The following is a 12210-nucleotide window of genomic DNA, read 5'->3' on the forward strand; positions in this document are numbered from 1 at the left end:
TTCTTCATTCCACCCCGATCAGCAGCGGGTACCTGTCCTGCCCTCCGTCGTACACCACGACGTCGACATCTTTGCGTTGCCGGCGCACGTGGCGCTCCACCGCGTCGGCCAGACCGGGGTCGGCGTCCCGGCCGGTGACGACGGTGAGCAGCTCGCCTCCACCACCGAGCAGCCGGTCGACCACCTTCAGCGCGGCCGACTCGAGGTCCTCGGTGATCAGCGCGAAATCGCCGTCGACGACACCGAGCGCATCGCCGATCCGGCACCGTCCGGCCATCGTCCAGGCGTCCTTGACCGCGATCGTGACCGCACCGTGCCGGGTCTGCCCCGCGGCCGCCGACAGATGAACGACGTCGTCGTCGAAGCTGCGCTCCGGGTCGTGCACCGCGATCGCGGCCAGGCCCTGGACCTGCGCGCGGGTCGGGATCACGGCGACCCGGATCCCGTCCTGGCGCGCGGCGGTCGCGGCGGCCTCGGCGACCCCGATCGAGTCCGAGTCGTTCGGCAGGATCACGATCTCCGGCGCCTGCGAGGTCTCGATCTCCTGCAGCAGCTCACCGGTCGAGCACCGCCGGCCGGGGCCACCGCGGATGATCCGGGCGCCGGACTCGCGGAACAGATCGGCCAGCCCGTCACCGGCGACGACCGCGATCACGGCGCGTCCCGGGGCCGGCTCGTGGTGGTGGGCCTGATCGGCGAAATGAGTGACCCGGATCCGGTGCGGGCGGCCGATGTCGATGCCGTGCTCGATCGCGGCGCCGACATCGTCGGTGTGAACGTGCACGTTCCACAGCCCGTCGCCGCCGACCACGACGACCGAGTCACCGAGCGCGGCCAGCGCCTGCCGGAAGTCGGCGATCTTGTCGTCCCCCGCGTCGAGCAGATACATCACTTCGTACCCGGGTCCCTCGGGGCTGACGCTGCTCTCGCCTTGGGGCTGCACCCGAGCCGGTACCACCACGCGCACGTGCCGACCGGTGAGCACCGACTCCATCGCACCGAGAATCACCACCAGGCCGGCTCCCCCGGCATCCACGACGCCCGCGCGCCGGAGTACGTCCAGCTGCTCTGTCGTCTCGGTGAGGGCCTGGCGGGCGGAGGCGACCGCGGCGAGGCAGACGTCGGCGAGGGTCTTGCCGTCGTTCGCGGCGGTCATCGCACCCGTGGCGGCGGCCCGGGCGACGGTCAGCATGGTGCCCTCGACGGGCTGGGCGACCGCGCCGTACGCGGCGTCGGCGGCGTACGTGAGCGCGTCGGCGAACGCCGCGGCCTCACTCATCCGCGCATCCGCCAACACACCGTCGGCCGAGTCGCGTGGCGGGTTCTCGCCCGCGGCGCGGGCACGCGGGAGGTTCTCGTTGAGGCGGAGGCCGCAGGCGCGGATCAGCTGGGAGGTGATCACGCCGGAGTTCCCGCGGGCGCCGAGCAGCGCGCCGCGGCCGAACGCCTGGATCGCCTCGGTGAAGGTCAGCTCACCCTTCGGCAGCGCGTCACAGGCCGCCTCCCAGGTCAGGTAGAGGTTCGTGCCGGTATCGCCGTCCGGGACCGGGTACACGTTCAGCTCGTCGATCTCGGCCCGCGCCCGCGCCAGCTCCGCCAGCGCCGTCCGGGCCCAGGCCCGCAACACGTCGACCGTCAATTCCTCCACGCCCGGAAGGCTAACGCGTACCGAAGGACGGGTGGTGGTCCCCTCACCGGCCGGTCCACGCGGCTCGCCAGGCGGGCGGGAGCGTCTGCGTACCCGACTACGTGGTGTTGTTCGGTACGGTTCCCGGGTGAGCGGCGGCAGGAGTGTGTTGTTCTCGGCCGCGGCCGACAGTTACGAGTTGGCTGTGCGCGAGATCCGGGGCGAGTTCGGCCGGGACGTGCGGGTCCAGCGGGTCGGCGCGGATCTGGGGCGGGTGGACGGTCCTTCGGTCCAGGAGTTCGCCGCGGCGTGTGACGTGGGGCGGATCATGTTCGTCCGGCATCTCACGGAGGAGATCGCGAGCTTCGCGGAGCTACCGCCGGAGTACGAGCTCGCGGACCTGGTGCTGGGCGAGCTGCCGGAGTACCCGAAGGCGCTCGCCGTACAGGCCTGGACCGACGATGCGGGCACCGGCGGGTCGTACTACCACCGGCTCGAAGAGGCGTTGACCGGCCGCGGCGTGACCGTGACGCGCTCCGGTCAGGAGCTGGTCGTCTCCTGCTACGTGGGCCGCAAGGCGATCCTGCTCGGGCTCAACCGGCGCGCGGACAGCTTGTCGGACTGGCCGGGTGGGCGCATGCGGCTGGCCCGCGGCGAGGAGCGGGTGTCGCGGTCGGAGTTCAAGCTGGAGGAAGCGATCGCGACCTTCGGACTCGAACTGCCCGCCGGCGGTAAGGCCGTCGACCTCGGCGCCTCACCGGGCGGCTGGACCCGCATCCTGCGGCAGCACGGCCAGGAGGTGTGGTCGGTCGACCCGGGCTCGCTGGACCCACGGCTCCGCTCCGACCGCCGGATCCACCACGAGGCGACCACCGCCGGCCGGTTCTTCGCGGCGAACCGCGTCAGGTTCGACGTGGTGGTCAACGACATGCGCATGGACCAGGTGACTAGCGCCCGCATGATGCTCGACGCGGCCGCCCACCTCCGCCCCGGCGGCCTCGCGATCGTCACCCTCAAGGGCGGCGGCAAGAACCCCTTGGACGGCGCTCGCCGCGGTCTCGATGTGCTCCGCGACCAGTACGCCGTACTCCACGCCCGCCAGCTCCACCACAACCGCAACGAGATCACCACGATCGCCGAGCGCCGCTAGCTCCCGCCCGGCACCGCGAGATCGGCCGGGAACGCGAGTAGGCGCCCGGGAGAACCCGGGCGCCTACTGAAGGCCCTACACGGAGTAAAGCTGAAGGTCAGCCGACGACGCGCTGGACCTTTCCGGCCTTGATGCAGGACGTGCAGACCTTCATGCGGGTCGGGGTGCCCTTGATGAGCGCCCGGACCGGCTGGATGTTGGGGTTGAAACGGCGGGGCGTACGAGCCTTGACCCGCCGGATCATCGCGCCCTTACCCAGGCGGGCAACGCTGTTGCCGAACGTCGGCTGCTTGCCGCAGACATCGCACTTCTTAGACATGATTCTCCGTGTTCAGGGTCGTGACTCCGACAGATCATGTTACATGCGTGTCAGCACACGACCAATTCGGCTGCCCAGCGTCCGCTAGGCAGTGAGATAGGCCACTTCCTCGTCCGTCAGCGTCACCGACAGACCAGGTGTCGAGGTCCGCGTCTCGCTCACGTGCCGCGGCCCGATCAGCGGGAACACCGGGTACGGCTGGTGCAGCAACCACGCGAGCGCGATCGCGGTCGGCTCGACTCCCTTGGCGGCCGCCAGCTCCCGGGCCCGGTCGAGCCTACGGAAGTTGTCGTCGGAGTAGAAGCAGCGCACCAGTTCCTGGTCCGACGTGTCTTCCGGCTTGGCCCGCCCGGTGAAGAACCCGCGTGCCTGGCTCGACCACGGGAACAGCGCGACCTGCCGCTCCCGCAGCCACGCCTGCGACTCGTCGTCGGAGACATGCCGGCACCCGGCCCACGGTACGTCGTACGCGCGGGCGAGGCTGAGGTGGTTGCTCAGCAGCGTGAACGGCTGCTTGCTGTTCGCCTCGGCGTACGCGTTGGCCTCGTCGAAGCGGGCGGTGGACCAGTTCGATCCGCCGTACGCCTTGATCCGGCCGGCCTTGAAGTGCTCGTCGAGGACGTCGACGAACTCACCGACCGGGATCTCCTCGTTGTCGCGGTGCATCAGGTACAGGTCGACGTGGTCGGTCTGCAGCCGCTCGAGGCTCTCGTTCAGCTGCCGCGTAATCGACTCCGGGTCGCAGTACGGCGTGTGCGCGCCCTTCCCGATCACGATCACGTCGTCCCGGTTGCCGCGCGACGTCATCCACTGCCCGAGCAGCTTCTCGCCGCGCCCACCGCCATAGATGTACGCCGTGTCGAACGTCGTACCGCCGCGCTCGACGAAGTCGTCGAAGACGACCGCGGCGTGCGGCAGCGTCTGCTGGTTGTCGACGCCCATCACGAGCCGGGACACCTGCTTGTCCAGACCCGGCACCTTGCCGTAGGTCATCGGGGCGTCGTCGCGCCGGGTCAGCGGGCGGCCGGTCGCGGTCGGGACGGTCGCGTCGTCCCGCTCGCTCGCGTACTGCTGCCCGATCGCGGCCCGCCACTGGTCCTGCACGGTGAGGTTGCCGAGCGTGTCCGCCCAGGTCATCTCCGGCGCCTGCTTGGCCCCGGAGGCGATCGCGGCCTGCACGGCCTCGGCCTCGGCGGTGTAGATCAGGGCCGGCTCCGCGGAGATCTCCCGCGGCTCCTCCCCCACCTTGTACAGCGTCACGTGGGTCGGCTTGCCGTCGCCGCCGAACCACGGGTCGTCGACCTGCAGGTAGCCCTTGCTGCCGTAGATCCGGACCTGGTTCTTGTCACCGAGCCGTACGCCGGTGCTCGCCTGGGCCGTGACGCCGCCGTCGAAGAACAGCGTCGCCACCGTCCACTCGTCGACGCCGGTCTCGCCGACGGTGCCGACCGCGGTCACCGCGGCCGGGTCCTGGAACGGCTGCCCGGTCGCCGCACCGGCGATCAGCCGGGCGACCGAGACCGGGTAGCCACCGACGTCGAGGATCCCGCCGCCGGCCAGGTCGTCGGCGAAGATCCGGCTCTCCGGCCGGTACCCGGCGGCGAACGCGAAGGTGGCCTGGATCTGGTGGACGGTGCCGAGCTCGCCGTCGCGGACCAGCTGGGTGATCAGCTTGGTCTGCGGCAGGCACCGGTACATGTACGCCTCCATCAGGAAGACGTCGTTGCGGACCGCGGCCTCGATCATCGCCTCGGCCCAGGCCCGGTTGATCGCGAGCGGCTTCTCGCACAGCACGTGCTTGCCGGCCTCGGCGGTCTTGATCGCCCACTCGACGTGCATCGGGTGCGGGGTGGCGATGTACACCGCGTCGACGGTCTCGTCGGCCAGCAGTTCCTCGTACGAGCCGTGCCGGTTGGCGATGTCCCACTTGTCGGCGAAGGCGTTCGCCGACTCGAGGGACCGGCTGCCGACGGCGACGACCTCGTTGGTGGGCGACGTCGGCACCTGGCTGGCAAAGCGGGATGCGATGTTGCCGGTGCCGATGATGCCCCAGCGGAGCTTGTGGTCAGTCAAAGGGAGTCCCGTGTGTGTTTTGTCGGTTGGGTCAGAATTTCAGAACTTCATGGCGCCTGCGGCCAGGTCCGCGATGAACGAACGCGCGCCGATCAGGAAGACGCCGATCAGGGGGATGACACTCATCAACGCACCGGCCATCACCATCGAGTAGTCGGTGCCGTAGATGCCGTTCAGCTGGTCGAGGGCGACCTGCAGGGTGAGGCGGTTCGGGTCCGTCATCACGATCAACGGCCAGAGGTAGTCGTTCCAGACGTTGATGAAGGTGAAGATGCCGAGGAAGGCCAGGCCGGGCCGGAGCACCGGCAGGCCGACGGTCAGGTACTGCCGGAAGAACCCGGCGCCGTCGACCTTGGCGGCCGAGATCAGTTCGTCGGGGATCGCGCCGCTGGCGTACTGGCGCATCCAGAAGATGCCGAACGCGTTCGCCGCGCCCGGGATGATGAGTGCCTTCAGCGAGCCGATCCAGCCGAACTCGGCGAGCGTCACGAACTGCGGCACCAGCGACAGCTGGGTCGGGATCATGAAGGTCGCGAGCAGCAGCGCGAACAGGAAGTTCCGGCCCGGGAACTGGTACTTCGCGAACGCGAACGCGGCCAGCGAGTCGAAGAACAGCACCAGCACCGTGACGCCGAGTGAGGCGATCAGGGTGAGCAGCATCGAGGAGAAGAACGGCACCGCGTCCAGCACCTTGCCCATGTTCTCGAACAGGTGCGAGCCGATCACGAGTTTCGGTGGGTAGGCGAAGATGTCCGTCGTGGTGTTCGAGGCCATCACGAGCATCCAGTAGAACGGGAAGATCGAGACCGCGACGCCGAGCATCAACACGATGTGCCCGACGACGGTGCGCATGCGCTCAATGGACATCTGCGGCCTCCTTCTTGGCATTCTGGGCTGCGATCCGGCGTTCCACCCGCCGAGCGGCGCGTCGGGTCAGCCGCTCGTCGTCGTTCCCGCCGATCAGCCGCCAGTTGATGATGCTGAACAGCACGATCAGGATGAACAGCGCCCAGCCGATGGCGGCTCCGTACCCGAACTGGTTCTTGATGAACGCGCTCTGGTACAGGTACGAGACGATCGTCAGGCCGGCGTCGCCCGGACCGCCGATGTTGTCGGTGTCACCGAACAGCACCCGCGACTCGGTGAAGATCTGCAGACCGCCGATCGTCGAGGTGACGGCGGTGAACAGGATGACCGGCCGCAGCATCGGGACGGTGATCCGCCAGAAGGTCTGCCGGGGACTCGCGCCGTCCACCTTGGCGGCCTCGTAGACGTCGGCCGAGATGGCCTGCAGGCCCGCGAGATAGATGATCGCGTTGTAGCCGACCCAGCGCCAGGTGACGATGGTGGCGATCGCGATCTTGATCCCCCACGGCTGCGTCAGCCACTCGATCTTGCCGACGCCGATGGATTCCAGGAAGGCGTTCAGCAGCCCGAAGTTGTTGCTGAAGATCGAGCCGAACACCAGCGTGACGGCGACCACCGAGGTGACGTTCGGGATGAAGTAGGCGATCCGGTAGAAGCTGCGGAACCGAGTCGCGTTGTGCAGCGCGTTGGCGATCACCAGCGCCAGCAGCAGCATCGGCACGGTGGACAGCACCCAGATGACCATCGTGTTGCCGATGGCCTTCCAGAACACCGGGTCCGACAGCAGGTAGTTGTACTGCTCCAGCCCGACCCATTTCATCTGGCCGATGCCGTCCCAGGAGTGGAACGAGATCCAGATCGAGAACAGCACCGGGAACGCGCCGAAGATCGCGAACAGGATGAAGAACGGCGCGACGGCGGTGTACTGCGGGAACGCCTGCCGGTACTTGTTCGGCGGCTTGTCGGCGGACGTGGCGGCGGCGCTGACCGCCGCCGGTGCGGCCTTGCTCGTGACTGCCATCTCAGATCGCCCCCGCTCGGGACAGCTCGCGTTTGATCTGGACCTGCGCGTCGCTCCAGGCCTGGTCGGGTGACTTACCGGCCGTCTCGACGTTGATCAGCTCGTTGCTCAACGGCGTACCGACGACCGAGTCGTACGCCGAGAAGTAGGCGCCCGGGTACTTCTTGGCGGACTCCGCGAACACGTCGACGATCTTCTGCCCGCCGAAGAACGGGTCGGGCGCGCTCAGCCGGGAGTCGGTGTAACTGGCCGGCGTCGACGGGAACAGCACCGGGTCGAGGAACGCCTCTGCCTGATTCTTCGAGGACTCCAGCCAGCTGATGAACGCGAACGCGGCCTCGGGGTTCTTGCAGTACTTCGTGATCGCCAGGAAGGACCCGCCACGGTTGCCGGCCCCACCAGGAGCTGCCGTCACCCGCCACAGACCCTTGGTCTTCGGTGCCGCGTTCTTCGGACCGAGCTGGGCCCACCAGACCGCGGCGTTGAACGCGACCAGCCGGCCGTTCGTCACCACCGCGTCGGCGTCGGTCGAACCGCTCTGGGCGTTCGCCGACAGCCCTTCCTTGACCACGCGAACGGCCAGGTCGAAGGCCTCCCGGACGTGGTCCTGATCGCCGATGTACTGACCGTCCTCGGTCATGTACCGCTTCGGCTGCTGGGCCATCCGGTAGCTGAAGATGCTGGTGATGTTGTCGGTGATCGCCGATCCGGGCACCGCCTGCTTCACCTTCTTGCCGAGCGCGATGTAGGTGTCCCAGTCCGGCGCCAGTTCGGCGACCGCGGCGGGGTCGACGTCGATCCCGGCCTTGCCGAAGATGTCGGTGCGGTAGAACAGCGCGGTCGGCCCGGTGTCCATCGGGTAGGCCATCATCTTGTCGTCCGGCGTGATCCCGAGCTTCCACTTCCAGGGCAGGAAGTCCTTGGCGAGGTCCTTGGCGCCGAGTTCGTTCAGGTCGTGGAACTGGTCCGCGTTCGGGAAGTAGGTCGCGACGTCGTCGTTGATCGCGATGATGTCCGGGACCAGGGACTTGCCGGCCAGCGCGGTCAGCACCTTGGTCTTGTAGTTGGACCCGATCCGCGTCATCGACAACTTCATCGCGTCGTGCCCGGGGATCGCTTTCTCCGCCTGGCCGATCAGGCCGTCGTTGACGGACCCGACCCAGGTCCACATGCTGAGCTCGTTCTTTCCACCCAGCGAGCTGCGGGATCCGCAGCCGGTGAGACCCGCGGCGGCTGCGGCGGAGCCGACCGCGAGGAACTGCCTTCTGCTCAAGCTCATAGCCTCACCTGGCGCTTTCTGTTGGTTTTCGCCGGAAGGTGTCCAGATATGTTTACGTAGCCATTAGGTAAGCGCATACCGACTGAACCGGTCAAGGCTCCAATGACAAGATTGGTCTCATGAGCTCACCGACCGTCGTCTCCGCAGTCCTGTTCGACGCCGACGGGGTCGTGCAGCGTCCCAGCTCCGACTGGTGGACCCGGCTGGCGTCACTCGTCCCCGCCGACTCGGACGCGTTCATCGGCGATCTGATGGCCGCCGAGAAGCCCGCGCTGGTCGGCAAAGGCGACTTCCGGGAGGCGGTGGCCGACGTACTGCGCCGCTGGAACTCGACCGCGACGATCGAGGAGGCCCTGGAGCCGTGGAGCTGGTTCGTCGCGGAGCCCGAGGTGGTCGCGCTGATCCAGTCGCTGCGGGCGGCCGGCATCGGCTGTCACCTCGCCACGAACCAGCAGGCCTACCGGCGAACGCTGATGCAGGACGAGCGCGGGTACGGCGCCTGGTTCGACCAGACGTTCTACTCGTGCGATCTCGGGCTCGCCAAGCCGGATCCGGCGTACTTCCGGGCGATCCTGGGCGCGATCGACGTACCGGCTTCTGAGGTGTTGTTCATCGACGACAACGAAGACAACGTGAGCGGTGCGTTGAGTGTCGGGCTGCGTGCGGAGGTGTACGACCTGGGGGCCGGCGTACCGGCGTTGGAGAAGCTGCTTCGGCGGTACGACCTGCCGATTCCGGACTGAGGTCTTGTGATGGCGGGACGGCTGTGACATCGTCACCGGGCAGCTGACAACGTAGGACAGTCCACCAGCCGTCCCTGGAGGCACCTCATGTCCGATCGCCGACGTCGTACGCTCACCCGCCGCCGTGCCCTAGGCCTGACCGCCGGTCTCGGCCTGGCTACCGCCGCCTCGCCCTCGCTCGCGCTGGCGGCCCCGCCCTCGCCGTACCCGAAGGGCCAACGGCCGCGCTTGCTGAACGTCTTCGCCGAGGACTCGCTCAGCACCGCCGAGCGCACCCTCGCGACCACGCTGCAGGGCCTGATGGCGCGCCGCAGCGGTGAATCCCTCTACCTGAACCTGCCGACGCTCGGCTACCAGCACTGGCTCGACGACCTGACCTCCCGGTACGGCGTCGTGGCCCGCGCCGGCGACCTGTGGAAAACCGTCAGCCGGTCGGGCGTTCGCGGATATGTTCTCTTTCGTACGGGCACCCCGTCGGTCAACGTCGCGACCACGCTCGCGGGTGTGACGGGTGCTGTCGCCATCGAGGAGAGCTTGGAGGCACTCGCGATCCGCAACGGGTTGCGCAAGGTCCTGGACGTGCGGGACAAGGACGACCGCTGGGTGTTCGACACGTACTGGCCGAAACTGCGGCACGACGTCGCGGTCGAGCAGCGTGCGGACATCCCCGAGCGGCTGCGGGACTACGTCACGATGGCGGGCGCACTCGCGTTCTTCGACGGCAACACGGACTTCCGGGCGGAGGTGGTCAAGGCACTGGACGACGACGGCACGGTGATCGGCTGGGGCGACGCGTCGCACGGCGAGGACGCGTTCATCGGCGTGAATTCGGCGGCCGGCGTCAAGGCCCTGCCCGCCGACCATGCCCGCAATCTGTCGGTGCTGTCCGGCATTCGCGAGGAGCGGCTGTCTCAGCACGTTTCCGCGGCCCTGCCCACTCCGGATCCGGACGCCCACTACGTGAGCTTCCTGATCACGGACGGCGACAACATCCAGTGGGCGCTCGGTGACTTCCCGACCGATCCACGGTGGTTCGGCAGCCCGCGTCGCGGCGAGGTCGACCTCGGCTGGGGGATCTCGCCGTCCCTGATCGATCTCGCGCCATCGGTGATGCGCTGGTTCTACGACAACTCCCGGAAGGATCGCTGGGTCGTCGGTCCGTCGGGCGGCGGGTACCTGTACCCGAGCCGCTATCCCGCGGGCGCGCTCGACAAGCACACCGCCACGCTCGCTCGCGCGATGGGCCGGGCCGATCTCTCGGTGGCCCAGATCATCGACTTCGACGCGTTCGAGAAGACCGGCGTGTGGTCGTCGTACCTCAAGCATCGGGAGATCGACGGGCTGATCTACCTCGAGTACTCGAGGTACGACGGCCTCAAGGGCAAGGTCACCTGGGCCGAGGGCAAGCCGGTGATCGGCGCCCGCACCATGCTGTGGGACGGACTCCCCGGCGCCGACGAGGCCTCGGTCACTGCCGAGCTGAACGCCGCCACTCGCAACCCACGCTCGACCGCGGGCTATTCGATCGTCGTCTGGCACGCCTGGAGCAAGTCCGTCGACGACGTCCTGTCGGTCGTCAACGGACTCGCTCCGCACGTCAAGGTCGTCCCGCCGGACACCCTCGTCCGCATGGTCGGCAAATACGCCAAGCCGTAGTCACAGCTCCCGGAAGTAGACCGCGACCGGGAGCTGGACGCAGCCGAGGCTCTCGTAGAACGCCCGGGCCGGCGCGTGAAAGTCGTCGCCGCCGGTGCCGATCTCGACGTACTCCGCTCCCTCGGCACGCATCGCTGCGAACGCGTGCTCGCACAGCGCCGTAGCGAGGTTCGACCGCCGCTCGTCCCGCGCGACCGCCAGCAACTCGACGGTCCCGCGGCTCCGCGCCTCGTCGACATGCCACGCGACATACCCGACGGGTACGCCGTTCTGCTCTGCGACGGCGACGTACTTGTGCTGTTCCGGCGCATGCAGCGCGGGGAGCTGGCGCCGGTAGTCGCCGCGCCAGTCGCCGTGCTGGTGGTGGAAGATCGTCTCGCCGACCAGCGGGCGGAACGACTCCTCGAAGAACGGCCCGAAGGTGTCGATGGTGAGGTCGATGAGCTGGGCCAGGTCAGCGTCGACGTACGAACGAATCTGCAGGCGAATCTGCATGGAAAGTGCCTCTCACTGGGTGCATCCGGGCAGGCGCGACCGGCCCGCCACGGCTGCCTCGAACGAGGGCGCGGCGACGAGCCGGGGTCAGCGCCGGATGCGTCCGGCGGCGAAGCACTCCATGCCGGCGAGCCTACCGACGAACCGGCGGTACGGCGACCTGGATCGTGTGCACCTGTCCGGTCCGGGGACCGTTGATCAGCCGCCCGATGTTGTCGGTGATCGGTTCGTTCATCCGCCACTCGGCGGTCAGGACGCACAACGTCGGACCGTCGAAGTCGACCAGCGCCAGCGCGAACGGCGCCCGGTTCTCCGCGAGCTCGATCCGGTCCAGGATCTCGCCGCCCTCGGTGACCCGGACGACCCCCTCGGACCCGGTCTGCACCCAGATCGCGCCGTCGGCGTCGAGACAGATCCCGTCCGGACCGAGGTTCTCGGCGAACACCCGGCGGTTCGACAACCCACCGTCGGGGTCCACGTCGAACGCGGTCAGCCGGCCGGCGAACGACTCCGAGATCACCAGCGCCTTCCCGTCCGGAGTGAGCAGCATTCCGTTCGGGAACTCGATATCGCCGGCGACCTCACGGATCCGCCCGTCCGGCGTGACCAGCTTGATCCAGCCCGGTTTCGGCGCCTCCCCGCCGGCGAAGTCGAAGTCCGCGCCGTCGATATAGATGTTGCCTCGGGCATCCACCACGATCTCGTTCGCGGCCAGCTCGGCGAGCACCGTGATCGAGCCGTCGGGCTCGTAGCGGCGCAGCTTGTCTCCGGTGGTCAGCATCCGGCCGTCCGGCAACCACTCGATCGACCACCCCATCAGGCGCTCCACCGGCACCTCGAGGTACTCCGTAGTACCGTCGGCGTCGACCGCGACGACCTGCTGCTCGATCCAGTTGCAGAACCACAGCCGTCCGTCGTGCCAGCGGCCCGACTCGGGGAATCCCAGGCCGTCGAGCAGGAGCTTCAACTCGGACATCACG

At 68.3% G+C, this 12210-nt stretch carries 11 protein-coding genes; 3 read left to right on the forward strand and 8 right to left on the reverse strand.

Going from position 1 to position 12210, the window contains the following annotated elements; genetic code table 11:
* Positions 1–4: 4 nt before the first annotated feature.
* The gene (locus tag AC0662_RS33705; protein ID WP_478305726.1) at positions 5–1648 is read right to left on the reverse strand and encodes a DAK2 domain-containing protein; all 1644 of its coding nucleotides are present in this window, start codon (positions 1646–1648) and stop codon (positions 5–7) included.
* A 127-nt stretch (positions 1649–1775) separates the two neighbouring features.
* Here AC0662_RS33705 and AC0662_RS33710 point away from each other — a divergent pair, with 127 nt between their 5' ends.
* A complete protein-coding gene (locus AC0662_RS33710) occupies positions 1776–2777 on the forward strand; it encodes an SAM-dependent methyltransferase (RefSeq protein ID WP_452204514.1) in 1002 nt (333 codons plus the stop codon).
* 97 nt (positions 2778–2874) lie between these two features.
* Here the strand turns inward: AC0662_RS33710 and rpmB are convergent, their stop codons facing one another.
* The 5 genes from rpmB to AC0662_RS33735 all read right to left on the reverse strand — a co-directional run bounded on the left by rpmB (position 2875) and on the right by AC0662_RS33735 (position 8336).
* Complete coding sequence (gene rpmB, locus AC0662_RS33715) at positions 2875–3096, reverse strand: 50S ribosomal protein L28 (RefSeq protein ID WP_132153237.1); 222 nt, start codon at positions 3094–3096, stop codon at positions 2875–2877.
* Between the two features lie 84 nt (positions 3097–3180).
* A complete protein-coding gene (locus AC0662_RS33720) occupies positions 3181–5169 on the reverse strand; it encodes an aldo/keto reductase (protein ID WP_478305729.1) in 1989 nt (662 codons plus the stop codon).
* A 39-nt stretch (positions 5170–5208) separates the two neighbouring features.
* A complete protein-coding gene (locus tag AC0662_RS33725; protein WP_478305731.1) occupies positions 5209–6036 on the reverse strand; it encodes a carbohydrate ABC transporter permease in 828 nt (275 codons plus the stop codon).
* Positions 6026–7057: a carbohydrate ABC transporter permease gene (locus AC0662_RS33730; protein WP_478305733.1), complete on the reverse strand. Its 1032-nt coding sequence runs from the start codon at positions 7055–7057 to the stop codon at positions 6026–6028. The genes AC0662_RS33725 and AC0662_RS33730 overlap by 11 nt, the downstream gene beginning before the upstream one ends.
* Before the next feature lies 1 nt (position 7058).
* Positions 7059–8336: an ABC transporter substrate-binding protein gene (locus tag AC0662_RS33735; RefSeq protein ID WP_478305735.1), complete on the reverse strand. Its 1278-nt coding sequence runs from the start codon at positions 8334–8336 to the stop codon at positions 7059–7061.
* 119 nt (positions 8337–8455) lie between these two features.
* Here AC0662_RS33735 and AC0662_RS33740 point away from each other — a divergent pair, with 119 nt between their 5' ends.
* Together AC0662_RS33740 and AC0662_RS33745 are read left to right on the forward strand one after the other, a co-directional pair.
* The gene (locus AC0662_RS33740) at positions 8456–9079 is read left to right on the forward strand and encodes an HAD family hydrolase (protein WP_478305737.1); all 624 of its coding nucleotides are present in this window, start codon (positions 8456–8458) and stop codon (positions 9077–9079) included.
* 87 nt (positions 9080–9166) lie between these two features.
* The gene (locus AC0662_RS33745) at positions 9167–10735 is read left to right on the forward strand and encodes a GxGYxYP domain-containing protein (protein ID WP_478305739.1); all 1569 of its coding nucleotides are present in this window, start codon (positions 9167–9169) and stop codon (positions 10733–10735) included.
* On the opposite strand, the gene AC0662_RS33750 is transcribed toward AC0662_RS33745, so the two are convergent.
* Complete coding sequence (locus AC0662_RS33750; protein WP_478305741.1) at positions 10736–11230, reverse strand: GNAT family N-acetyltransferase; 495 nt, start codon at positions 11228–11230, stop codon at positions 10736–10738.
* Positions 11231–11363: 133 nt separating this feature from the next.
* On the reverse strand, positions 11364–12206 hold the full coding sequence (locus tag AC0662_RS33755; RefSeq protein ID WP_478305743.1) for an SMP-30/gluconolactonase/LRE family protein: 843 nt from the start codon (positions 12204–12206) through the stop codon (positions 11364–11366).
* Positions 12207–12210: the final 4 nt, after the last annotated feature.

The sequence above is a fragment of the Kribbella sp. NPDC043289 genome (assembly GCF_056436705.1).